The following is a 24,460-nucleotide window of genomic DNA, read 5'->3' as shown; positions in this document are numbered from 1 at the left end:
TTTTTCGTACAACAGTTAAAAAATGTTAACCCTGTAATAGACGAATCAACAAAGAACCGTTATACATCGCGTCCTTAACGAGGGCAGCCCCCGCCATCGTTCCCTGATTAGAGAATTGCGTACTTTCGACAACAATGTGCTGGCTGTAGGCCGGAAGCGCCTGTTGACGAATGCTGTCAGCAATGGTCGGGAACAAAATGTCAGCGGCTTTACTGAGTGGAGATCCTATCAATATCTTTTGCGGGTTGAACAAATTCACCATGATAGCCAGGATACGACCGACATGGGTTCCAACGCCGTTAATAATATCTTTCGCCAATAAATCACCCTGCATGGCCGCCTGACACAGTGCGTCTACCGTCAACGGTTGTCCGTGCAGAGAGGAGCTCATTGACTGCTTCAGTCGCACCTGCGCCAGTTCCAGCACGCTGTCGACGCTGGCGATCGTTTCCAGGCACCCATGGTTACCGCAGTAGCAACGTTTGCCGTAAGGGTCCACCTGCGTATGACCTATTTCAACCAGGCTACTGCTGCCTGCATGCAGTAAATGACCATCAGTGATCACCCCTGCACCCACGTTATGATCAATGACCACCTGAATAACATCACGCGCCCCGCGTGATGCACCAAACAGCGCTTCTGCCATGGTCCAGGCGCTGATATCGTGCTGAATGTACACCGGCACGCCAGTATGCCGCTCCAGCGTTTCGCCCAGCGGCATCTCTTTGACGTCATCATAGAACGGCATACGATGTACAATACCGTTCTCTGTATCAATAATGCCGGGTAAGGTAATCGCAATAGAGGTCAAGCGCTCGAGTTTTTGCTGGTGACGGATAAAAAACTGATCAACTTGCGCAACAACCCGTTCCAGTAACGGTGTCTCGCTGACCAGCGCCATTTCAAGACAATCCTCGACCACCAGTTTGCTGCTCAGATCGCGCAGCGCCAGGAAAATCTCGCCACGACTAATACGAATAGAAAGGTAATGCCAGGCTTCTGTTTCAACCACCAGCCCTACAGCCGGACGTCCACGGTTACCGGCTTCTTTTATTTCCAGCTCCTGCACCAAATGCGCTTCCAGCATTTCTCGGACAATTTTGGTAATACTGGCAGGGGCCAATTGTGCCAGGCGAGAGAGATCAATACGCGATACCGGTCCCAGCTGATCAATCAGACGATAAACCGCGCCCGCATTGGTCTGCTTAATTTGATCGATATGCCCAGGCTGACTATCAGCAACCACCACTTACTCCCTTTATTTTCGCGCTCCGAAATAATCTGCGGGCTATGGTGAAGCACTTCAATGGTTTCCGTCAACTTTTTACTTAGCCTTGTGATTTACTGCACATTTTCGACCATTTTTAAACTAAATTAACCGCGCTGCACCGCGGCTAAAAGCTGCTGGCGAAAACGTTGCGCTGCGTGGCTTTGTTCATGATGCTTCGGCCACACCAACCACATTTCGGAGACCGCATCGTCTTCCGCAATGGGGATCCAACACATTTCATACAATTGCACCCGTTTAAAAGAGGCTGGCAAAATGGAAACCCCCAACCCTGCGGCCACCAGTCCAATGATAGTCATCGCCTCACCGACCTCCTGGGTGATGGTTGGTTTCAGATCGTAACGGCGCATCAGGCCGAGAATATCGTCATACAACCCCGTTCCAACATGCGGATCAAAAAAGACAAACGGCTCATTTGCCAGCTCCGCCAGCGTCACCACCGGCTTTTGCGCCAGAGGATGTGCGCGTGGGATCATCGCCATCAGCGGTTCATGCAAAATGACCTCCCGCGCCAATGTGTCCGGAAGTTGCGTATTGCGCAAGAGCCCCAAATCCAGTGCACCCTCGTTGAGCGGGGCAATTTGCTCGCGCGTATTCATTTCACGGGTTTGCATATGCACTGCTGGATAACATTGGCGAAAAAGAGACAGCGTATCGGACACTGCCTTAATAAACGGGGCTGATGACGTAAAACCGATGCGCAGTTCCCCCGACTCTCCCAGGTGTAATCGTTCGGCACGGGCGGCAGCCTCATTTACCAGCCCCAGGATCTGCCGACTGTCCGCCAGAAACTGTTTCCCGGCAGCGGTAAGCGCCACGCTGCGGTTAGTCCGCGCCAGTAGCCGTGCACCCACCTGCTGTTCGAGGATCTGGATCTGCTGACTCAACGGAGGTTGCGAAATATTCAGTCGTGCCGCTGCACGACCAAAATGCAGCTCTTCCGCAACTGCCACAAAGTAACGTAGGTGACGCAGTTCAATATTCATATTTTTAAAATATTATTTGAGATTATTAATATATTAGACAGAATATTGTGATTTTCATACTCTTAAGGCTGGTCCTGTAGACCCAATGGATTTCACGTCACATTGCGTGGCTTGAAAAACGCAGGGTATAGATGCAAATGATTGAGCAAGGATTTTAAGTGAGCCGTACAACTACTGTCGATACCGCACCGGCGAGCGATGTTGATGAACAAAGAGTCACTGCGCCGGATGGTTTTATTAAACGCGGTACATCCCCTTTTATGCGCGTCACGCTGGCGCTTTTTTCTGCCGGACTGGCGACATTTGCCCTTCTCTATTGCGTACAGCCCATACTGCCTGTGCTGTCGCATGAGTTTGGCGTATCGCCAGCTAGCAGTAGTATTTCACTTTCTATCTCAACGGCCATGTTGGCAATCGGCTTACTGTTTACCGGCCCACTTTCCGACGCCATAGGCCGTAAACCGGTGATGGTCACCGCGTTGCTGCTGGCCTCCTGCTGTACGTTGCTTTCTACAATGATGACCAGTTGGCACGGTATTTTAATCATGCGCGCGCTGATTGGACTGTCACTGAGCGGCGTGGCGGCCGTGGGAATGACCTATTTAAGTGAGGAAATTCACCCGAGTTTTGTCGCATTTTCAATGGGCTTATACATCAGCGGAAACTCGATTGGTGGTATGAGTGGTCGTTTGATTAGCGGCGTATTTACTGACTTTTTTAACTGGCGAATCGCGCTGGCGGCCATTGGCTGCTTTGCCCTCGCCTCCGCGCTCATGTTCTGGAAGATCTTACCGGAATCACGGCACTTCAGACCGACATCGTTACGGCCTAAAACGTTATTTATCAACTTCCGTTTGCACTGGCGTGACAGAGGACTTCCGCTGTTGTTCGCAGAAGGGTTCTTGCTGATGGGGTCGTTTGTCACACTGTTTAACTACATCGGCTACCGTCTGATGCTGTCTCCGTGGGAACTCAGCCAGGCTGTCGTCGGTTTGTTGTCCGTGGCTTATCTTACCGGCACCTGGAGCTCACCTAAAGCCGGTTCCATGACCACCCGTTATGGGCGCGGCCCGGTAATGTTGTTCTCGACAGGCGTGATGTTGTTCGGGCTAATAATGACCCTGTTTACCTCGTTATGGCTGATTTTTGCCGGTATGTTGCTTTTTTCAGCCGGGTTCTTTGCCGCGCATTCCGTGGCCAGTAGTTGGATCGGGCCGCGAGCCAAACGCGCTAAAGGTCAGGCCTCTTCACTGTATCTGTTCAGCTATTACCTAGGCTCAAGCATTGCCGGTACACTAGGAGGCGTTTTCTGGCATAGCTATGGCTGGAACGGCGTGGGCGGGTTTATCGCACTGATGCTGGTGCTGGCGCTATTGGTTGGTGCCCGTTTGCACCACCGTCTGCACGCATAATCAATGATGCCCGAAAAACGGGCATCATAAACAGCTCACGATAACATAAACGTCTGGGCGCTAATTTGCAGAGCAATTACCGTACCGTTCATCAAAATATGTAGCATAATCGGCATCAGTAAACCGTTACTTTTCAGCCTCGCCAGGATCAAAACCTGAGACACGATAAACAACATCAATAACGTTCTCAGATCCACATACTGGGTATGCATCACGGCGAAAATGGCCGACACCACCACTGACGACAGTCCTGTTTTATTATTGAACCAGTACTGAAAAGCATTGAACAGGCAGCCCCTGAAGATGATTTCTTCATACACGGGTGCGATAAATATCAGCGTTACGCTGGATAACCAAAGCGCGTAGCTGTTCAGTGAGACCTGGCTTGTCACCCACTCTTCGGTCTTTCTGATCCCCAATACCCAGGGCAGGACTAGCTGTACAATTAGCAGCGCAACAAACAATATGGCAAACCACCGGGCGTTGAATGTTCCTTTCCCTAGACCGTCTCTTTTTCTAAAGAAAACATAATACAACGGCACCAGGACGACAAATTCCAGTGTAAACAGCAGCGGAAAAAGTAATCCTTTGGCGAGCAGGTCTTGACTGGCAGGGAAAAATAATGGGGAAAATGTGAGGCCGAACATCAACAAAAACATAGAGAAACAACCAGCCACCGCTTTTGTCCTTGCGATATATTCGTTACTGACTTCCTGTTGCACACCTGCTCCTTGGATAAAATGAAATGTTCTCGTTATCTGAACAATGCACAATTATGATAAAAAGTATCATTATCATTTACAAGCTACCAAAATTCCCATCACCTACGATGAATGGGTTAATTTGCGAAATCGCGTTAGACTCTGGAATCTGGTCCAACAGAACGAGAACAAAAAATGAGTAACAATGATAATTACCATCAGCTCAGCCGCACGTTCCAGCGCCTCTCTCGCTTTTCCCACCTCTCGGCTATCGCCAGTTGGGACATGTTTACCATGATGCCGCCTGGCGGCAGCAAAGCCCGGGGTGAAGCACTGGCTGAACTGAGCGTGCTTGAACATCAACTGTTAACCGATGCCAATGTGGCAAAGTGGATCGCCGCCGCACAGCAGGAAGACCTGAACGATGTCGAGCAGGCCAATCTGCGCGAAATGTCACGGCTACACCATCAAGCGTCCTTGCTACCCGAATCACTGGTAGAAGCGAAATCACTGGCGGGCAGTCGTTGCGAACATGCCTGGCGCAGCCAACGCCCGGCCAATGACTGGGAAGGGTTTGCTGAAAACCTGAAAGAAGTGGTTAAGTACAGCCGCGAAGAAGCCCGACTGCGTGCAGAAGCGAAAGGATGCTCGCCTTACGACGCATTGCTGGATGTCTTTGAACCAGAGATGACCAGCGCCCGGCTGGATATTCTCTTTGCCGACATCAAAAGCTGGCTACCCGAATTGCTCAATAAAGTGGTGGCCAAACAATCACAACTATCGCTTATCGCCCCGGTTGGCCCCTTCCCGACTGCAGTTCAGCGTGAACTGGGTCTTGAAACCATGGCGCAGTTGGGTTTTGATTTTACCGCGGGACGCCTGGACATTAGTGCGCATCCGTTCTGTGGCGGCGTACCACAAGATGTTCGGATTACCACCCGCTATGATGAAAACGAACTGCTCAGCGCGTTATTTGGCGTCATTCATGAGACAGGTCATGCGCGTTATGAGCAAAATCTACCTCAAAACTGGTCAGGGCAACCTATTGCCCTGGCGCGATCAACCGCCATCCATGAATCTCAGAGCCTGTTCTTTGAAATGCAATTAGGCCGCAGCCCGGCGTTTCTGAAACGGTTAATTCCCGCAGTAACCCGACATTTCGGCGATCAACCCGCCTTTGAGGAAAGCAATTTCATCGCCTGGAACCAGCAGGTTAAACCGGGCTTTATCCGCGTTGACGCTGACGAGGTTAGCTATCCGGCTCACGTGATCCTGCGTTATGAAATCGAGCGCGCGTTGATTAACGGCGACATTGAGGTCGATGATATTCCTGCCTTGTGGAATGAAAAAATGCAGGCCTGGTTAGGGCTGTCTACGATCGGGAACTATCGTAACGGCTGTATGCAGGATATCCACTGGACCGATGGCGGTTTTGGTTATTTCCCTTCGTACACATTGGGGGCGATGTATGCAGCGCAGCTTTTCAGTGCGGCTAACCGTGCATTGCCAGACTTAAACCACGCCATTGCGCAAGGAGACTTTAGCGCCTTGTTTGACTGGTTGCGCCAGAATATCTGGCAACATGGCAGCCGTTTCACGACCGAGCAGCTCATTACTCAGGCAACCGGAGAGCCGCTGAGCAGCCGCTATTTCCGCGCCCATCTGGAAGCCCGCTATCTGTAATCGTAGACCGTGAGTCATTGTACAAACGGTTACACGCCGAAACCAATGACTCACGGAAGCCCAGAGATTACAGCGATATAGTTATTTCAACGGCCCCGCAGTGGGGTTGAATGAAAAACCAAATCGAGGGTATGAGAATGAAAAAAGTATTAGCTCTGGTTGTTGCCGCTGCTATGGGTCTGTCTTCTGCTGCATTTGCTGCTGAAACAACTGCTACTACCGCTCCGACTGCTGCTGCGACCACGAAAGCCGCACCGGCAAAAACCACTCATCATAAAAAACAACACAAAGCAGCGCCGCAGAAAGCACAGGCTGCCAAAAAGCACGCTAAAAAATCCGCAGCTAAACCGGCTGTAGAACAAAAAGCGCCAGAGCAGAAAGCTCAGGCTGCCAAAAAACACACCAAAAAAGCAGCAACTAAACCAGCTGCAACCAAACCAGCCGCAGAGCAGAAAGCTCAGGCCGCTAAAAAACACACCAAAAAAGCAGTAAAACACGAAACCGCTAAACCAGCTGCTCAACCGGCTGCATAAAACATCTGTAGTAACCATGGCGTCCCCCATGCCATAGCATACGGCGCTAAATCACTCTGATTTAGCGCCGCCTTTCGGAGGGTAAAATGGTGTCACATTACCGCTTTGAGTTCATTCTTATTACCCTGATAATTTGCGCTCTTATCGCCATGCATTTTTATCTTTCCTGAGTGTAGTTATCTGATTTTACTCCCACTTTCCCGCCGTCCCGTCTATAGTATTAACTGAGGGTTTGCTGTTAATAATCATAATTCCCCACCAGAGTGTGATATGCATAAAACCATTGCGGTATTACTGGGTTCAATTTGTCTATTTCCTGTCGTTGCACATGCGGAGCAGCCTGCAACGACCGTTGCTGAAGCCGATAACATAAAAACGCTGTTTTTTGGTCATGACGATCGTGTGAGGGTGACTGACCCGACGCAATCACCGTGGGACGCTATCGGGCAACTGGAAACCGCCAGCGGTAACCTGTGCACGGCTACGCTCATTTCACCTCACCTGGCCCTGACTGCCGGGCACTGCTTACTCACCCCACCAAAAGGCAAGCCGGATAAAGCCGTCGCGCTACGTTTTGTGTCGAAAAAGGGTATCTGGCGCTATGAAATCCACGGCATTGAAGGACGGGTTGATCCCTCTCTCGGCAAGCGTTTAAAAGCAGATGGTGACGGCTGGATTGTCCCACCTTCTGCGGCCCCGTGGGATTTTGGCCTGGTGGTGCTACGTTATCCCCCTTCCGGGATCACGCCGCTACCGTTATTTGACGGTGATAAAGCCGCGTTAACCGCTGCGCTAAAAGCGGCTGACCGTAAAGTGACTCAGTCGGGGTATCCGGAAGATCACCTGGATGACCTGTACACGCATCAGGATTGCGTGGTAACTGGCTGGGCGCAAAATACCGTCTTGTCGCATCAGTGCGATACGCTCCCTGGCGACAGCGGCTCCCCATTGATGTTAAAGACAGATTCAGGCTGGCAATTGATTGGTGTGCAAAGCTCCGCTCCAGCAGCAAAAGATCGCTGGCGGGCAGATAATCGCGCCATTTCCGTGACGGGTTTTCGCGATAAACTCGAAGCACTGGCGAAGGGATAACACATGCTGCCCACGTTTGCGGGCAGCACGTAGATTAGGCAAGTTTGATCATTATCATTCCGGCCAGAAGCAAAGCGACGCCAATCCAGCCTTTGTTATTCAGACGCTGACCAAAAAGCACCCATCCTGCGGCTAACGTTGCGGCGATCCCGAATCCTCCCCACAGCGCGTAGGCGACAGAAAGGTCGATCCCTTTTACCGCCTGGGACAGCGCACTAAAGGCCGCTAACACCGCCACCAGCGACAACACGCCATAAGCCTTACGGCGGAAACCATCGGAAAATTTTAAGAAGACGTTAGCAACGATTTCAAGAACGATAGCCATTCCAAGCCAGGCGCCGTGAACCCACTCAAACTGCTGCATGGGTCACCTCCCTCCTCGCTTTTGCCGGCTTGCGTGTACCCGATTTAATCAACACAATGCCTAACACCAGCGAGACCAGTCCAGCAACTTTCATCGTTGACAAGGTTTCGTCGAATAACAGCACGCTAAACAGCGTAATAAATAAAATTCCGATACCTTCCCATAAGGCATAGGCCACACCAAGTGCGATTTTTTTAACGGCAAAACTGAGAAAAATATACGATAAGGCGATCATTACCAGCATTAAAATAAAGCCCGCATTACCATGGCCTACACTTGCCCATTTCATTGACAGCGTACCGGTAATTTCAGCCGCAATGGCCAGACCTAATAATATCCAGTAAAACATGATGCTTCTCCTGCTTGAGAATATAGTCCTTTGGGCCTACTGCATGCAGTAAACCAAAAAATAGAATCAGATAGCTCAGCGCATAACGCCAGCTCAGGCAGAAGAAGGGACTAAAGCGCGTTGCGCCAGTGTTGCTCACCCGCAAGCAAGAAAGTGGAAGAGGTACGAAGAAGTGTAGGTAAACGCAAAAACATCCTGAACGTATTGTCCATAATATTACAATTATCCGCAGTGTTGCTTCTCATCATCGCGGATGATAATTGTCCTCGGTAGTTAAACACAGATGATTTGTATCATAGGTTCAATGCGAACTCAAAATCTTTTCACTTCTTTACCCGACTCGTTTGATTTTTGTTATAACGGCTCGAGGCAGATCACATTATTATATTGATAAAAAACTCAGGGATTCACATGGCAAAACCGATCATCACGCTTAACGGCCTAAAAATAGTTATTATGCTCGGCATGTTGGTTATCATTTTAACCGGTATCCGATTTGCCGCCGATATCATCGTACCGTTTATTCTGGCGTTATTTATCGCCGTCGTGCTCAATCCCGTAGTACAGCGCATGGTTAGGCTCCGTATACCGCGTGTATTCGCCGTGTCATTGCTGGTTGTTATTATTGTCATGCTAATGGTGCTGCTTCTGGCTTATTTAGGTACATCCTTAAATGAGCTGGCACGGACACTGCCGCAATATCGTTCGTCCCTGGTTATCCCACTGAAAAATATCGAACCGTGGCTACAACGTGCGGGGATCGGGGTTTCCGTCGACGAGTTGGTGAAATATGTTGACCCGAACGCTGCAATGACGCTGGTCACCAATTTATTGACGCAACTCTCTAATGCGATGTCCTCGATATTTCTACTGCTGCTGACCGTGGTTTTTATGCTGCTGGAAGTACCGCAACTCCCCGGCAAACTCAAACAAATGATGAGCCGCCCTCTTGAAGGAATGGCCGCGATCCAACGCGCTATCGACAGTGTTTCACACTATCTGGTGCTAAAAACCGCCATCAGTATCGTCACCGGCCTGGTCGCCTGGGGCATGCTTGCCGCACTGGATGTTCGCTTCGCGTTTGTCTGGGGACTGCTGGCCTTTGCCCTGAACTATATTCCTAACATCGGTTCGGTGCTGGCTGCGATTCCTCCTATTGCTCAGGTCCTGGTATTCAGTGGTTTTTACGATGCGCTGCTCGTGCTGGCAGGTTATCTTGTGATTAACCTGGTATTCGGCAATATCCTGGAACCCCGCATCATGGGGCGCGGGTTGGGACTTTCTACGCTGGTGGTATTCCTGTCGCTGATTTTTTGGGGCTGGCTGCTCGGCCCCGTTGGAATGCTGCTTTCAGTACCGCTGACCATCATCGTAAAAATTGCCCTTGAGCAAACAAATGGTGGTCAAAGTATTGCCGTCCTGCTGAGCGATCTTAACAAAGAATAAATGTATGCCCCGCTATCGCGGGGCTGTTCAACTACTGTTTGACACGGAATACCAGTGCGGCGCTCATCAGTGTGAATAGCGCAATAATCCATGCCATAGTCCAGGGGGTGCCGTCACTCAATCTCGCCAGCAGTAAAGACGAGATGATGCCACTGCCATACTGTAATGAACCAATCAACGCCGAAGCTGAACCGGCGATATTGGGGGCCGCATCCAGCGCGGCGGCCGTCGACGTTGCTGCAATGATCCCATTCATCGAAAACAACAGAAACACAGTGATGATAATGGCAATAACCCCCCCTATTTCCAGCTTAACCAGCAGTGCCAATGCAACAGCAGCCAGTGCCGCTAACATCGTCGCGTACTTCAGTAACTGTTCTAACGCATGCCGTTGCACCAGCCGGCGATTGACCGCACTCATCGCCATAACGCCGACAATATTTAACGCAAATAACCAGCCGTAATGCTGTGGGTCGACATGGTAATAGCGAATGTAAACAAATGGCGAACCGGTAATAAACGCATACGCACCCACGTAATAAAAGGTCAGACTCAGGGTGTAGCGCATAAATCGGCCATTGGTTAATAGCGCGCGGTAATGACGAAATGCGCCTGCCAGTGAGGCTTTTACGCGTCTTTCTTCAGGAAGTGTTTCCGGCAACCACAGCAACGAAATAAACATCAGCACGCCAATGACCACCAGTAACCAAAAAATAGAGTGCCAGGTGCTCAGTCGAATAATTTGCCCGCCAATCAATGGCCCTGCGATGGGGGCAATCGCCATAACCAGTACCAGGGTTGACAACATTTGCGCCGCACGAGTACGAGCAAAGAGATCACGAATCATGGCACGCGCCAGCATCGGTCCGGTACAGGCCCCCAGCGCCTGAAAGACCCGCCAGAAAACAATTTGCGTGATATCTGTAGACAACGCACACCCCGCCGAACCGATGATAAACAGCACCATGCCGATAAACAGCGGCGTACGCCTGCCCAGATGATCGCTGATCGGTCCCCAGATCAGCTGGGCAATAGCAAACCCCACCAAAAAACCGGTAACAGTAAGCTCCACATTACCGTTTAAATCCCCTGCCATGGTCGGCATTGCCGGGAGATAGATATCGGTTGAAAGTGAAGTAAAGGCCATCAAGGCGCTGAGGATAAGAATAAAAGAGAGACCGGTGTGGCTTGCCGTCGCAACCGGTGAGCGCTGTTCACGTGTACGCATAGCGTCCTGTTATCTTGGGAAAAGTCAGGTGGCAGTATATACGGGGCGAATGGCAGTGATTAGATAGCGAAAGAAGCATAAGTTTATGAGTATCAATCATGAATAACGCCCTTTTCGCACCAGGCATATGTGACAAACTTCGCATATAATCCTGCTAAAAATGAATTTAGCTCATAAGTCTATGCCGATTTGACCGACTAATGGTGTGAACAGATTTTTGCTAATCTGCTGCCAATGCAAAAAATGATGTTCAGGAGCGTTCCATGAATACAACTGTCTTAAATAACGGTGTTGAGATGCCTCTGCTCGGTTTTGGCGTATACCAAATGACCGAAGCAAACGAGTGTGAGCAAGCCGTGCGGGATGCCATCGAAACGGGATATCGCCTGATCGATACCGCCGCCTCCTATCTGAATGAAACTCAGGTCGGCAATGCGCTGAAACAAAGCGGCGTACCCCGCGATGAACTCTTCATTACAACCAAGCTGTGGTTACAAGATACCAGCTACGCTGGCGCAAAAGCTCAGTTTGCGCGTTCGTTACAGCGTCTTCAGCTTGATTACCTTGACCTGTATTTAATCCACCAGCCCTATGGCGACGTGCACGGTGCCTGGCGTGCAATGGAGGAACTCTACGAGGAAGGGAAAATTCGCGCGATTGGCGTCAGCAATTTCCACCCGGACCGCCTGGCAGATTTGATGGCCTTCAACCGCATCATCCCGGCGGTGAATCAGATAGAGGTGAATCCCTTCCACCAGCAACCGCATGCCGTAGCCTGGATGCAGAGCCGCAATATTCAACCACAAGCCTGGGCGCCGTTCGCCGAGGGGCGTAATGACCTGTTTCAAAATCCGACACTGGCCGCGATTGGTGAGAAGTATGGGAAAAGCGTCGGCCAGGTGGTGCTGCGTTGGATTTATCAACGCGGAATTATTTCTCTGGCGAAAACCGTGCGTAAAGCGCGTATGACAGAGAATATTCAGATACTGGATTTTACCTTAACGGCTGAAGAAATGACGCAAATCGCCGCCATGGACGCCGGGATCAGTGCATTTTTCTCGCATCGCGATCCGGCTCGTGTGGAATGGATTACCCAGCGTAAACTGGATGTTTAACAAAAAAAACGGCCTCCGCAGAGGCCGTTTTACTTTTAGGCACGCATTACAACGCTTTTAGAATTGCATCCACGCTGGCTTTGGCATCGCCAAACAGCATATGGGTGTTTTCTTTAAAGAACAGCGGGTTCTGCACGCCTGCATAACCGGTGTTCATTGAGCGTTTGAACACGATAACATTCTGCGCTTTCCACACTTCCAGTACGGGCATTCCGGCAATCGGGCTGCGCGGATCGTCTTGCGCTGCCGGGTTTACCGTATCATTCGCGCCAATAACCAGCACGGTATCGGTGTCGGCGAAATCATCGTTGATCTCATCCATTTCCAACACGATGTCATACGGCACTTTGGCTTCCGCCAGCAGCACGTTCATATGACCAGGCAAGCGCCCTGCTACCGGGTGAATACCAAAGCGAACTTTGATACCACGGGCGCGCAGTTTCTCAGTAATTTCCGCCACCGGATACTGCGCCTGCGCCACCGCCATACCGTAGCCTGGGGTGATAATCACGGAATGCGAATTTTTCAGCATTTCAGCGGTATCTTCGGCATTGATCTCGCGATGTTCGCCTGCTTCTTCGGTATCACCAGTTGAGGAGCCGTCTGTGCCAAATCCCCCTGCAATAACGCTGATGAAAGAACGGTTCATTGCCTTACACATAATGTAAGACAGAATCGCACCCGAGGAACCGACTAGCGCACCCGTAACAATCAGCAGATCGTTGCTCAGCATAAAGCCTGCCGCTGCCGCCGCCCATCCTGAATAGGAGTTCAGCATAGAGACGACGACCGGCATATCGGCCCCACCGATGGATGCGACCAGGTGCCAGCCAAACGCCAGTGCGATAATGGTCATCACCAGCAGCGCCAGGACCTGCAGGCCCACGCTCTCGGTACGAACAAACACGACCAGCAGCAGGAAAGAAACCACCAGCGCCGCCAGGTTCAACTTATGGCGATTCGGCAGCATCAGCGGCTTAGATGAGATCTTGCCGCGCAGTTTACCAAACGCCACGATAGAACCGGTGAAAGTTACTGCACCGATAAAGATACCGAGGAACACTTCAGTCAGGTGAATGTTCACCAGGATCGGTTCCAGACCGGTATCGTGATACAGATAGCTGTTAAAACCAACCAGTACCGCTGCCAGACCGACGAAGCTGTGCAGAATCGCCACCAGCTCCGGCATCTCGGTCATCTCGACTCTTTTCGCCAGACGAATACCAATTGCACCACCGATGATCATTGCGACCAGAATCCAGGCGACGTTGCCGGTATCCGGGCCAAAAATCGTGGCAATCAGCGCAATCGCCATCCCGGCGATGCCGTAGTTGTTACCCTGTTGAGACGTTTCGTGTTTGGAAAGCCCCGCCAGACTAAAAATAAACAGGATTGCGGCAACAATGTATGCAGCTGTAACTAATCCTCCAGACATATGTTACCCCTTAGTTTTTCCGGAACATTTTCAGCATGCGCTGAGTCACGGTGAAGCCACCGAAAATATTAATGCTGGCAATAAGCACCGCGATAAAACTCAGGAAACTCACCCAGCCGCCCTGGCCAATTTGTAATAATGCCCCCACGACGATGATTCCGGAGATAGCGTTCGTCACGGACATCAGCGGGGTATGCAACGCATGCGAGACATTCCACACCACGTAGTAACCCACCACGCAGGAAAGTGCGAACACCGTAAAGTGTCCGAGGAACTCTTTTGGCGCGACATCGGCTAGCCAGCCAAACAGAATCACCACCAGCGCCATCAGCGCATATTTGCGCCATGGGGATGCAGGTTTTTTCTCTTCCTGTGGTGCAGGCGCAGCTTTAGGTGCCGCTTGTGGCTGAGCAGAAACCTGGATGGGTGGTGCAGGCCACGTAATTTCACCATCGCGAACCACTGTCACACCGCGCACCACCACATCGTCAAAATCAACGGTGATGTTGCCGTCTTTCTCTTTGCACAACAGTTTCAGCAGGTTGACAAGGTTGGTGCCATACAATTGCGAAGACTGAGTCGGTAAACGACCCGGCAAATCGGTATAGCCAATGACCTTGACGCCGTTCTCGGTGGTGGTCACCTGATTGGCAACGGTATACTCGCAGTTACCCCCATTTTGCGCGGCGAGATCGACAATCACGCTGCCGGACTTCATCGAATCAACCATCTCTCGCGTGATCAGTTTCGGCGCAGGTTTCCCTGGGATCAGCGCGGTGGTAACGATGATGTCGACGTCTTTTGCCTGAGCGGCGAACAGCTCCATCTCCGCTTTAATAAACGCTTCGGACATCACTTTGGCGTAGCCATCGCCGCTGCCCGCTTCTTCTTTAAAGTCCAGTTCGAGGAACTCAGCGCCCATACTCTGAACTTGTTCTTTTACTTCCGGGCGTGTGTCAAAGGCGCGAACAATCGCCCCGAGGCTGTTTGCCGCACCGATAGCGGCCAATCCCGCCACACCAGCACCGATCACCATCACCTTGGCAGGTGGAACTTTACCCGCCGCGGTAATTTGCCCGGTAAAGAACCGTCCGAACTCATGTGCAGCTTCTACAATTGCACGATACCCGGCAATGTTAGCCATCGAGCTTAAGGCATCCAGTGACTGCGCACGCGAAATACGCGGCACGGAATCCATCGCCATGACTGTTACATTTCGCTCAGCGAGTTTTTGCAGTAGCTCAGGGTTCTGCGCAGGCCAGAGAAAACTCACCAGCGTGGTACCCGGATTAAGCAACGGAATCTCAAACGCTTCTGGCGCATTGACCTTCAGGATAATCTCTGACTGCCAGACAGCATTCCCGTCAACAATTTCTGCGCCTGCTTGCACAAACGCCTTATCGTCAAAACTAGCCAGTTGACCTGCGCCGCTTTCAACCGCGACGCTAAAACCCAGCTTCAGCAGCTGCTCAACCGTTTTCGGTGTGGCTGCAACACGGGTTTCATTGGTTAACCGTTCTTTTGGTATGCCAATTCGCATAATGTTCCCTTCCATCTGTATTTTTGATGATGGTTTATCAATGTTCGCAAGAGGCATGCGCACACTCCCGAGAGAGCTCAGTGTTACCTCAATAAAATAAAACAGTAACAAACTCTGTATAACCTACTGAAAATGACGCCTGTGATCTAGCGCCAAAAAACAGTATTTATTATGAAATTTGCAAAACAGGAATGAATTCACTCGCAAGCAGGGATAATGCCCTTTAAATAGCCCACAAAGGCTGATAATTCGCTCAAGCGAAGCGGCAAAACATGATTAAGCGCCACCTTAGAACAATTGATTAACATTAAATTAACTTATGAAATTCAACTGCTTTATCAGTTTTAGCCGCCAAACGCCGAATTTTTAGACATATCACTAAATGTTATCGATGTTGTTAGCATGGGTGGCACGATGAGTGAAAAATCACGCAGACACTGACACAATTTAAATGCAATAATCAGCCACGTTTCTAGTCAATAACAATACCAGTACCTGGTTTGCGCAAGGCGAAGGATTATTTTTATGAAGCTTAAGAACACTCTCCTGGCGTCCGCTCTTCTTTCTGCGACTGCTTTTTCTGTAAATGCAGCGACAGAATTGACGCCGGAGCAAGCGGCTGCCCTGAAACCCTATGACCGCATTGTGGTTACCGGTCGTTTTAATGCTATTGGTGATGCGGTAGACGCCGTATCCCGTCGTGCAGATAAAGACGGTGCAGCCTCCTTTTATGTTGTTGATACCTCAGATTTTGGCAGTGGCGGTAACTGGCGCGTCGTCGCCGATATCTATAAAGCCGATGCTGAAAAAGCAGAAGTCACCAAAAATCGCGTCATCAACGGCGTTATGGAATTACCGAAAGACCAGGCCGTTCTGATTGAACCTTTCGATACCGTTACGGTTCAGGGTTTCTACCGCAGCCAGCCTGAAGTAAATGATGCCATCACCAAAGTGGCGAAAGAAAAAGGGGCTTACTCTTTCTATATCGTACGCCAGGTTGATGCCAACCAGGGTGGTAACCAACGTATTACCGCATTCATCTACAAAGAAGATGCGAAAAAACGTGTTGTTCAAAGCCCTGATGCGATCCCTGCTGATTCTGATGCCGGACGTGCTGCGTTAGCAGCCGGTGGCGAAGCCGCGAAGAAAGTTGAAATTCCTGGCGTGGCAACAACCGCGTCTCCGAGTGCCGAAGTGGGTCGTTTCTTCGAAACTCAATCAACTAAAGGCGGACGTTACACTGTCACCCTGCCTGACGGTACTAAAGTTGAAGAGCTGAACAAAGCTACCGCCGCGATGATGGTGCCATTCGACAGCATCAAGTTTACCGGTAACTATGGCAACATGACCGAAGTCTCTTACCAGGTTGCTAAACGCGCAGCGAAAAAAGGTGCGAAGTACTACCACATCACCCGCCAGTGGTCGGAGCGTGGTAACAACATGACCATCAGCGCCGACCTGTATAAGTAACAGACAATAGTAATAATAAAAGGCGGCTTTATGTCGCCTTTAGCATTTTTAGTCACAAATCTGCCTGTCCCCATTGCATGCGCTGTCTTCTCTCCGTAAAATCCCGCGCCTTGAGTCGCTTTCACCATTTTTATGCGATTTGCCAAAATAATTATTCTCTCACTCTCGTTTTTGTAACTGGATACAAATGGAAAAGAAATTGGGTCTGAGCGCACTGACAGCGCTGGTTCTAAGCTCAATGCTTGGCGCTGGTGTTTTCAGCCTGCCACAAAATATGGCTGCGGTAGCCAGCCCGGCAGCGTTATTGATTGGTTGGGCGATTACGGGTGCGGGGATCCTGCTGCTCGCGTTTGCCATGCTTATCCTGACACGTATCCGCCCGGAACTGGACGGTGGTATCTTTACCTACGCGCGCGAAGGCTTCGGCGAACTGATCGGTTTTTGCTCCGCGTGGGGATATTGGCTGTGTGCCGTTATCGCTAACGTTTCCTATCTGGTTATCGTCTTTTCCGCACTTAGCTTCTTTACCGATACACCTGCGTTGCGTTTGTTTGGCGACGGGAATACATGGCAGTCTATTGTTGGCGCATCGGTACTGCTGTGGATCGTGCATTTTCTGGTGTTACGTGGCGTACAGACAGCCGCCAGCATTAATCTGGTGGCGACGCTGGCGAAGCTACTGCCGCTCGGCCTGTTTATCGTGCTGGCATTCATGTTATTTAAGCTCGACACCTTTAGCCTCGACTTTACCGGTGTGAAACTGGGTGTTCCTGTTTGGGAGCAAGTTAAAAACACCATGCTTATCACCCTGTGGGTGTTTATCGGTGTGGAAGGCGCTGTCGTGGTTTCCGCACGGGCGAGGAACAAACGCGATGTCGGACGCGCAACGTTGCTGGCCGTACTTGCCGCGCTTGGCGTATATCTGTTGGTGACCCTGCTTTCTCTTGGCGTGGTCGCACGCCCCGAACTGGCTGAAATCCGCAACCCATCAATGGCTGGTCTGATGGTAAAAATGATGGGGCCATGGGGCGAAATCATTATCGCCGCGGGGTTGATAGTCTCTGTCTGCGGTGCCTATTTGAGCTGGACGATTATGGCGGCGGAAGTCCCGTTTCTGGCATCCACTCACAAAGCATTCCCGCGTATTTTTGCGCGTCAAAATGCGCAAGGTGCGCCATCTGCATCATTGTGGCTGACGAACATCTGCGTACAGGTCTGTCTGGTGCTGATCTGGCTCACAGGTTCTGACTACAATACGCTGCTGACTATTGCCTCAGAGATGATTCTGGTGCCCTATTTCCTCGTCGGCGCATTTTTGCTGAAGATAGCGACCCGTCCAATTCATCAGGCTGTTGGTGTCGGTGCATGCATTTATGGCTTATGGTTACTGTACGCGTCAGGTCCGATGCACCTGCTGTTGTCCGTGGTGCTGTATGCTCCGGGGTTGCTGGTTTTCCTTTATGCCCGCAAAACTCACGCGCATGACAACGTATTAAAACGCCAGGAAATGGCTTTGATCGGCCTGCTTCTTGTAGCAGCTGTTCCAGCGACCTGGATGCTGATGGGTTAAATGTTTGACCCATCGTTTGCGACTCATGGAGAACTCGATGGGTAAAAAGCCCGCTTTGCCAATACTTATCACCGGAGGGGGCCGTCGCATCGGTCTCGCCATCGCGTGGCATTTTCTGAATCAAAAGCAGCCGGTGATCGTCAGCTACCGGACGCACTACCCGGCCATTGAAGGCCTGCAAGAGGCGGGGGCACTGTGTATTCAGGCTGACTTCGCGACCGACGAAGGAGTCCTCGCTTTTGCCAATGAAGTGAAAGCCCGTACCGAAGGTTTACGCGCTATTGTGCATAATGCCAGCGCCTGGGTTGCCGAAAAACCGGGGCTGCCGCTTTCTGACGTGCTGTCCAGCATGATGCAGATCCACGTAAATACCCCTTACCTGCTTAATCACGCGCTGGAAGGCCTGCTGCGCGGACATGGGCATGCGGCCAGCGATATTATCCATTTTACTGATTACGTCGTAGAACGCGGCAGCGACAAGCATATTGCGTATGCTGCCAGTAAAGCGGCTCTGGATAATATGACCCGCTCATTCGCCCGCAAACTGGCCCCGGAAGTGAAAGTTAACGCAATCGCCCCCTCACTAATCCTGTTTAACGAAGGTGACGATGCAGAATATCGCCAGCAGGCGCTGAATAAGTCGTTGATGAAAACAGCACCCGGCGAAAAAGAAGTCATTGATTTAATAGACTATCTGTTTACCAGTTGTTTTGTCACCGGCCGCAGCTTTGCCGTTGACGGGGGTCGCCACCTACGCTAGTGCAATTTTATCCAACAAAAGATCAGCAACCACGCGCTCAGGCTCCAGCACACTACCGAGCCAATGAGCGCGACGGGTAGACGCATAAAACCGGTGAAGTACCACAGTGAAATGAGGTAGACAAAATAGGGAATAATCGACCACATGCTGAATACGATGGTTGTACGTAATGCCTCTATTCCACGCTCACTGGCCACAATATAGTGCGCTATCAGCGCAAAGGTTGGGAACAGTGGAATTAACCCCGCAATATAGTAATTCTTTGTTTTAGCCAGTAAACCAATCAACACCACTACCAGCGCACCCAGCGCCGCTTTGACTACGAGCCCCATCGTTTTGCCTTAACACATCAATAACATCAGCCCCTAGCATAACGGAAGCGTTCTCGTTTAGAAAAGATTAATGGAAGGAAAAACGATGGCGGTGTATGTTGGCGTTTTATATTCAAAATGAATGATATGAACACCATCGTATTTGTTGAAGATGATCCCGAAGTAGGTTCGCTGATTGCGGCCTATCTGGCCCGGCATGATATTGAGGTTATCGTCGAACCTCGTGGTGATTTGGCCGAAGAGAAAATCCTGCAAGTGCAACCCGATCTGGTGTTGTTAGATATTATGCTTCCAGGTAAAGACGGTATGACTATTTGCCGTGATTTACGTGGGCGCTGGCAAGGTCCAATTGTCCTGCTGACTTCGCTGGACAGTGACATGAACCATATTCTGGCCCTCGAAATGGGTGCCTGCGACTATATCCTGAAAACCACACCACCGGCGGTGCTGCTCGCTCGCCTGCGCCTGCATTTACGCCAAAACGAACATTCAGCCCAGGCTAAAGGGATTCAGGCTGCCACCATCACCCCGCACACCACTCTGCGTTTTGGCGCACTAACCATTGACCCAACGAATCGGTCTGTGCTGCTCGGCGGTGAACAAGTCGCCCTCTCTACAGCGGATTTTGAGTTACTTTGGGAACTGGCAACCCATGCGGGGCAGATTATGGATCGCGATGCCTTGCTGAAAAACCTGCGCGGCGTAAGCTACGACGGTATGGACCGCAGCGTCGATGTCGCGATCTCCCGACTACGCAAAAAACTGCTTGATAACGCGACTGAACCCTATCGAATCAAAACGGTACGCAACAAAGGTTATCTGTTCGCTCCGCATGCCTGGGACGACGAGCCTCAGAAATAACCCACCGGATAAACCGCGTAAACAATCGCGTGAACGTAATCAAACGTGACAGCGTCACGTTTGATTACGTATCGATTTTTCTACCTCAACTGAACGTCAGACCGTCATATTTTTTCCAACGGTAGTTCAACGCGGAAATAATCCAACACGCAATAAAGACACCAATAATGGCAAACCCGACGTTGCCCATATGGTCGCTTAAGTTACTGACCGTGTCCCACAGCCCGCCCTGTAACGAAAACGCATCAGACAGCAGGCTCAACCCCTCCAGTCCGCCGATAAACAGCGCCACAATCACTGAGGTTCCGGTAATGGTCATATTGTAATACAGCTTACGTTGTGGCTTATTGAATGCCCAACCGTAGGCCTCAACCATCAGTATACTGTCGAGACAATCAATCAGCGCCATACCGCAGGTAAACAGTGCCGGGAAGACTAAAATGGACCAGACAGACATCCCGTTGGAGGCGCTTGAAGCCGATATGCCCAATAACGAGATTTCAGTCGCAGTGTCAAAGCCCAGACCAAATAAGAAACCAACAAAATACATGTGCCAGTCTTTCCCAACCAACCTGAAGGCTGAGCGGAATAGCCAACTCAGCGGACCTGAAACCGTGACATCTTCCGTGGAGAGATCATAAATACCGGTGCGTTTCAGATGACGGAACGCCTTCCAGACCTGACAGAAAATGATGAGGTTGATGGTAGCCAAAATCAGCAGAAATGCGGCAGAAACGGTGGTACCAATAATGCCACCAATATTCTGAAACCATACCATATGCTGCTTAAACACGCTGGTGGTCAGAGCAATACCCATGCTTGCCAGCACGACGATGGTGGAGTGTCCCAGAGAAAACCATGCCCCCGTCGTCAGTGCGCGTTTCTTTTGCTGCATGAGCTTTCGCGTCGCACTATCTATGGCAGCAATATGATCGGCATCGACTGCATGACGCAAACCATAACACCACGCGATCAGGCTCAATGCCAGAAGTGACGTATTATGCCTAAACGCGGTGAATGCCCAGAGCCAGGCGACTATGTTTGATCCGATGAGAAAAACCACCAGCAATATGAGGTTTGGCCGTTTTTTTATTAATGAAAACAACGAAGTCATTATTTCCGGCCCACTCGTTTTGTAATAAACAACACAACATCACCGCCGTACACTGATAGATTAATAAAACGTTTACCAGCCTAATGATAACGTTTAAGAATTACCAGCCCAGTGTCTTAGATCAAAGTTGCCTGCTCTCTTCGTCCAGTTCAGCAATCGCTAATTCCGCGACGCGCAAGGTTATCGCCGCATTTTCCCCATCCTCCAGAAACCATGCAGAAGATAAACCACACCATGCGGCTATCCACATCAGCAGTCGCTGTCGTTCAATCCCGGCTATCTCAGAGACAAGTTGCACGCGTTGCTTAAAAATATTTGGGTCTGTCGCGATAGCAACGCGGGGATCGGCAAGGTCAGGATTCGTGAATATATTCGCGTAATCAAACCCTCGCTCACCCAGCAGCCCCTTGGGATCAATTGCCAGCCAGCCTGCCGGGCCAAAATCGAGGACATTGCCGTGGTGTAAGTCACCATGCAATACGACCTCATCCTGAGGAGAAGAGAACAATTCGTTTGCGATCTCTGCACAGCGCGTCATGACGCCACCATAAATTTTCGCCGCAGGGGCAAGATGGCGAAACCAGTGCCGCAGCGGTGTTAATACCGGTGTGGACGCATTGGCTGGTCGATGGAGTTGTCGGGCGGTATTGCAAAGAATACGGCATGCCTGCGCATCCTCCCCCGTTCGGGACATCGCGGATAACGAATCCGCTCCTGTTGCGCGTACTAGCAGGGTCGCGCCATGATCATGAGCGATCACTTGCGCCGCACCGCTGCCATTCCACCACACCATAAGCTCACCACCAGTACGCTCAATTTCATCATCGGTGAGCTTAAGCATGGCTTTCCGACCCTCTTTGATTGTGGTAACGGGTAATAGCGCTGACGTTCGCGTCATAACCGGATTGCCGTCAGGAATGAGCGCCCAGTGGCGAAGCCAGGTTTGAAACATGCATTTTCCCACTGTGTTCCCTCATGTTAGCCAGGAGTCTACGCTCTTTTGCTGAATCGATTCTTATAGTAATATAGCGCACACAGGGGATGGCATTCCCCCTTGAACCGCCATGTGGCTAATGATGCCTGCTTTATATTCTCGGACCGGGAAGAAGCAGGTGCACGTATTTTTAGCCATGCTGCGCTGTGTGTCCGGGATGATAACTCATCTGAGGATGCGTCAATGCGCTCAAATCACTTTCTGCTCAATAATTCAATAACTGTACTCGGGCAATGGCTTGGCCTTGCTTTGCTCATCGCCGTACTAACCGGCACAGCTTCTGCATTATTCCTGTTTTCTCTTGATTGGGCCACTACGACCCGAGTCAACCACCATTGGCTTATCTGGTTACTTCCTGTCGCCGGTTTCATTGTAGGATGGATTTATCTGTTGTACGGAAGCGCCGTTGAGGGTGGCAATAACCTCGTTCTTGATGAAATCCACCATCCTCACAGCATCATCCGCCTACGCATGACGCCGCTGGTTTTTATCAGCACCGTGATTTCTCATCTGTTTGGTGCCTCAGTTGGGCGTGAAGGAACGGCAGTACAAATGGGTGCATCCATCGCCGATCAGTTTACGCGTATTTTTAGACTGACACCTGACTCCCGGCGTCTTGTTCTAATGGCGGGCATCAGCGCGGGGTTTTCATCCGTATTTGGCACCCCGCTTGCGGGTGCAATCTTTGGTCTTGAGGTGCTGGCGATCGGCCGCATGAATTACAATGCACTTATTCCCTGTATTTTTGCTGCTATCGTCGCCGATCAGACAGGTTTGTTGTGGGGTGTAAAACATACACATTACGCCATCTCTCAGGTCCCTGATTTCTCTGCATGGACACTGATTGCCGTAATTATCGCTGGTTGCTGCTTTGGTTTTACCGCGCGGGTCTTCGCTAACCTCACGCATACCATTGGTAGCGTTATGAAGCGAACCGTTCGTTACGCACCGTTTAGGCCGTTCATTGGGGGACTTGTCGTGGCCGTCGCGGTGTACTTTTTGGCGGCAGATCGCTATATCGGCCTCGGCATTCCGGTGATCGTGGATGCTTTCCGGCAACAGCTCCCCTCCTGGGATTTTCTGGGCAAACTGGTATTTACCGCGGTCTCACTGGGCACAGGTTTTAAAGGATGAGAAGTCACCCCACTTTTTTATATTGGGGCCACACTGGGTAATGCACTTGCACCACTACTGCATTTACCTGTCAGTTTCCTTGCGGGTATGGGGTTTGTCGCTGTCTTTGCCGGGGCCGCAAATACGCCTGTCGCTTCAACATGCCCGTCCGGATAAGCGTAAGCTTTCCCGGACGGGCACTCAGCGCCAGCCTCTCCTTTATCTCCATCATTCATTCTCCTCAGGCTTCCCCCGCGTAAGCGCGGGGGAAGATAAACGCAATTGAAAAATAAAAAACCAAAGGTTAAAAATTAAAGGTAAAACGCTAAAGACCCTGACGACACACCACACTGTTATTGTAGTTGTCGTAGTTGCTGATGACGTAGCCAGTGCCCAGGTAGACGAGGTAGTGGGTGTCGCTGTTCTCCTGCTCCGACGACCAGTAGTTGCTGTTGTAGAAACTCGCGCCATTGTAATTCGATAAACGCCCCCACTCGCTCCACAGTCCGCCCGGAGCGTCTCGTATGCCAACGCCATTGCCATTAAGCTGTTGCACAGTTGGCAGACTGTAACCGGACTGTGAGCAGTATGCAGCGGCATCAGGCCATTTCATTAGTCTACCTCCAGCATTGATATACCAACTGCTCAGGGTGAACGAGTAAGTTATTGCCGTACCGCCGCCTTTCGGCGTGCCCGTGATGGTGACCTTGTCTTTAGTTCCCGTGCCGGTAAAGCTCACCACCCCGTCAGTCACCGCTACCCAGTTGGCATCTGCTTTCCAGTCGTAATCCGTTGCGCTGGCGTTACTCAGTTCCAGCCTGAACTCCGCGCCTTTGAAGCCCGTTGTCGGGAATCCGGCGTTGCTGGCGAAGGTATACCCGTTGACGGAGATATTTTTTAACGCCGCTGCGTCGTGTATGACGTATGTCTCAGACGACGACGGGCTGCCCCAGCCACTCAGCTGCAGCGTCGCCTTCAGGTCCGTCCCCACCGTCGTCGCCGTGTACGTCGCCATGTAGGTGCCGTCGCCGTTATCCTTCCAGCTGCTGCCCGCTTTCAGCGTGGCGTTTGCCA

The 24,460-nt window shown here is 50.9% G+C and carries 21 protein-coding genes, 2 pseudogenes and 1 riboswitch; of the genes and pseudogenes, 11 read left to right on the top strand and 12 right to left on the bottom strand.

Annotated elements, in window-relative coordinates:
- Positions 1-25: 25 nt before the first annotated feature.
- Both mlc and NNO03_RS20900 read right to left on the bottom strand, forming a co-directional pair.
- Positions 26-1,246 (bottom strand): sugar metabolism global transcriptional regulator Mlc, encoded by a 1,221-nt coding sequence (gene mlc / locus NNO03_RS20905; protein WP_271450419.1) that lies wholly within the window; start codon positions 1,244-1,246, stop codon positions 26-28.
- A gap of 128 nt (positions 1,247-1,374) precedes the next feature.
- On the bottom strand, positions 1,375-2,274 hold the full coding sequence (locus NNO03_RS20900; RefSeq protein WP_137381232.1) for a LysR family transcriptional regulator: 900 nt from the start codon (positions 2,272-2,274) through the stop codon (positions 1,375-1,377).
- A gap of 158 nt (positions 2,275-2,432) precedes the next feature.
- Here NNO03_RS20900 and NNO03_RS20895 point away from each other — a divergent pair, with 158 nt between their 5' ends.
- Positions 2,433-3,686 carry an MFS transporter gene (locus tag NNO03_RS20895; protein ID WP_271440542.1) on the top strand — a complete coding sequence of 418 codons (1,254 nt, stop codon included), beginning with the start codon at positions 2,433-2,435 and terminating at the stop codon, positions 3,684-3,686.
- 35 nt (positions 3,687-3,721) lie between these two features.
- On the opposite strand, the gene NNO03_RS20890 is transcribed toward NNO03_RS20895, so the two are convergent.
- Positions 3,722-4,408: a CPBP family intramembrane glutamic endopeptidase gene (locus tag NNO03_RS20890; protein WP_271450418.1), complete on the bottom strand. Its 687-nt coding sequence runs from the start codon at positions 4,406-4,408 to the stop codon at positions 3,722-3,724.
- A 174-nt stretch (positions 4,409-4,582) separates the two neighbouring features.
- Between NNO03_RS20890 and NNO03_RS20885 the strand changes: the two genes are divergently transcribed.
- The 3 genes from NNO03_RS20885 (at position 4,583) to NNO03_RS20875 (ending at position 7,695) form a co-directional block, all read left to right on the top strand.
- The gene (locus NNO03_RS20885; RefSeq protein ID WP_271450417.1) at positions 4,583-6,070 is read left to right on the top strand and encodes a carboxypeptidase M32; all 1,488 of its coding nucleotides are present in this window, start codon (positions 4,583-4,585) and stop codon (positions 6,068-6,070) included.
- A gap of 137 nt (positions 6,071-6,207) precedes the next feature.
- Complete coding sequence (gene asr, locus NNO03_RS20880; protein ID WP_271450425.1) at positions 6,208-6,603, top strand: acid resistance repetitive basic protein Asr; 396 nt, start codon at positions 6,208-6,210, stop codon at positions 6,601-6,603.
- Positions 6,604-6,873: 270 nt separating this feature from the next.
- Positions 6,874-7,695 carry a serine protease gene (locus NNO03_RS20875; protein WP_271450416.1) on the top strand — a complete coding sequence of 274 codons (822 nt, stop codon included), beginning with the start codon at positions 6,874-6,876 and terminating at the stop codon, positions 7,693-7,695.
- Between the two features lie 34 nt (positions 7,696-7,729).
- Here NNO03_RS20875 and mdtI read toward each other — a convergent pair whose 3' ends face one another.
- Positions 7,730-8,059, bottom strand: a complete 330-nt coding sequence (gene mdtI, locus NNO03_RS20870; protein ID WP_040233868.1) for a multidrug/spermidine efflux SMR transporter subunit MdtI — start codon at positions 8,057-8,059, stop codon at positions 7,730-7,732.
- A complete protein-coding gene (mdtJ, locus tag NNO03_RS20865) occupies positions 8,046-8,411 on the bottom strand; it encodes a multidrug/spermidine efflux SMR transporter subunit MdtJ (protein ID WP_271450424.1) in 366 nt (121 codons plus the stop codon). Before mdtJ ends, mdtI begins: the two co-directional genes overlap by 14 nt.
- Positions 8,412-8,819: 408 nt before the next feature.
- Here mdtJ and NNO03_RS20860 point away from each other — a divergent pair, with 408 nt between their 5' ends.
- Positions 8,820-9,854: an AI-2E family transporter gene (locus NNO03_RS20860; RefSeq protein WP_271450415.1), complete on the top strand. Its 1,035-nt coding sequence runs from the start codon at positions 8,820-8,822 to the stop codon at positions 9,852-9,854.
- A gap of 31 nt (positions 9,855-9,885) precedes the next feature.
- Here NNO03_RS20860 and NNO03_RS20855 read toward each other — a convergent pair whose 3' ends face one another.
- Entirely contained in the window at positions 9,886-11,082 is a 1,197-nt protein-coding gene (locus NNO03_RS20855; RefSeq protein WP_271450414.1) for a multidrug effflux MFS transporter, read from the bottom strand.
- A 263-nt stretch (positions 11,083-11,345) separates the two neighbouring features.
- Between NNO03_RS20855 and NNO03_RS20850 the strand changes: the two genes are divergently transcribed.
- Entirely contained in the window at positions 11,346-12,197 is an 852-nt protein-coding gene (locus NNO03_RS20850; RefSeq protein ID WP_271440548.1) for an aldo/keto reductase, read from the top strand.
- Positions 12,198-12,243: 46 nt separating this feature from the next.
- Here NNO03_RS20850 and pntB read toward each other — a convergent pair whose 3' ends face one another.
- Together pntB and pntA are read right to left on the bottom strand one after the other, a co-directional pair.
- Entirely contained in the window at positions 12,244-13,632 is a 1,389-nt protein-coding gene (pntB, locus tag NNO03_RS20845; protein ID WP_005121173.1) for a Re/Si-specific NAD(P)(+) transhydrogenase subunit beta, read from the bottom strand.
- Between the two features lie 10 nt (positions 13,633-13,642).
- The gene (gene pntA / locus NNO03_RS20840; protein WP_137381244.1) at positions 13,643-15,172 is read right to left on the bottom strand and encodes a Re/Si-specific NAD(P)(+) transhydrogenase subunit alpha; all 1,530 of its coding nucleotides are present in this window, start codon (positions 15,170-15,172) and stop codon (positions 13,643-13,645) included.
- A gap of 525 nt (positions 15,173-15,697) precedes the next feature.
- On the opposite strand from pntA, the gene ydgH reads away from it, so the two are divergent.
- The 3 genes from ydgH (at position 15,698) to folM (ending at position 18,972) form a co-directional block, all read left to right on the top strand.
- Complete coding sequence (gene ydgH / locus NNO03_RS20835; protein ID WP_005121175.1) at positions 15,698-16,642, top strand: DUF1471 family protein YdgH; 945 nt, start codon at positions 15,698-15,700, stop codon at positions 16,640-16,642.
- Between the two features lie 187 nt (positions 16,643-16,829).
- Complete coding sequence (locus tag NNO03_RS20830) at positions 16,830-18,212, top strand: amino acid permease (RefSeq protein ID WP_155021031.1); 1,383 nt, start codon at positions 16,830-16,832, stop codon at positions 18,210-18,212.
- 37 nt (positions 18,213-18,249) lie between these two features.
- Positions 18,250-18,972 carry a dihydromonapterin reductase gene (gene folM / locus NNO03_RS20825; RefSeq protein WP_271450413.1) on the top strand — a complete coding sequence of 241 codons (723 nt, stop codon included), beginning with the start codon at positions 18,250-18,252 and terminating at the stop codon, positions 18,970-18,972.
- On the opposite strand, the gene NNO03_RS20820 is transcribed toward folM, so the two are convergent.
- Positions 18,969-19,304 carry a GlpM family protein gene (locus tag NNO03_RS20820; protein WP_005121178.1) on the bottom strand — a complete coding sequence of 112 codons (336 nt, stop codon included), beginning with the start codon at positions 19,302-19,304 and terminating at the stop codon, positions 18,969-18,971. The genes folM and NNO03_RS20820 overlap by 4 nt on opposite strands.
- A gap of 126 nt (positions 19,305-19,430) precedes the next feature.
- Between NNO03_RS20820 and rstA the strand changes: the two genes are divergently transcribed.
- The gene (rstA, locus tag NNO03_RS20815) at positions 19,431-20,165 is read left to right on the top strand and encodes a two-component system response regulator RstA (protein ID WP_170974323.1); all 735 of its coding nucleotides are present in this window, start codon (positions 19,431-19,433) and stop codon (positions 20,163-20,165) included.
- Positions 20,166-20,250: 85 nt separating this feature from the next.
- Here the strand turns inward: rstA and NNO03_RS20810 are convergent, their stop codons facing one another.
- Both NNO03_RS20810 and NNO03_RS20805 read right to left on the bottom strand, forming a co-directional pair.
- Positions 20,251-21,279 carry a HoxN/HupN/NixA family nickel/cobalt transporter gene (locus NNO03_RS20810; protein WP_271450412.1) on the bottom strand — a complete coding sequence of 343 codons (1,029 nt, stop codon included), beginning with the start codon at positions 21,277-21,279 and terminating at the stop codon, positions 20,251-20,253.
- Between the two features lie 121 nt (positions 21,280-21,400).
- On the bottom strand, positions 21,401-22,243 hold the full coding sequence (locus tag NNO03_RS20805) for an aminoglycoside phosphotransferase family protein (protein ID WP_271450411.1): 843 nt from the start codon (positions 22,241-22,243) through the stop codon (positions 21,401-21,403).
- A gap of 64 nt (positions 22,244-22,307) precedes the next feature.
- A riboswitch (Fluoride riboswitch) is annotated at positions 22,308-22,369 on the top strand.
- Between the two features lie 87 nt (positions 22,370-22,456).
- On the opposite strand from NNO03_RS20805, the pseudogene NNO03_RS20800 reads away from it, so the two are divergent.
- Positions 22,457-23,548 (top strand): annotated as a pseudogene (locus NNO03_RS20800) (voltage-gated chloride channel family protein); the annotation flags it as partial.
- 163 nt (positions 23,549-23,711) lie between these two features.
- Here NNO03_RS20800 and NNO03_RS20795 read toward each other — a convergent pair.
- Positions 23,712-24,460 (bottom strand): annotated as a pseudogene (locus tag NNO03_RS20795) (invasin); the annotation flags it as partial.

This window comes from Citrobacter sp. Igbk 16, from assembly GCF_028069755.1.
Taxonomy (GTDB): domain Bacteria; phylum Pseudomonadota; class Gammaproteobacteria; order Enterobacterales; family Enterobacteriaceae; genus Citrobacter.
The sequence above is the reverse complement of the archived record's forward strand: the minus strand, read 5'-3'. Positions and strand labels throughout refer to the sequence as shown.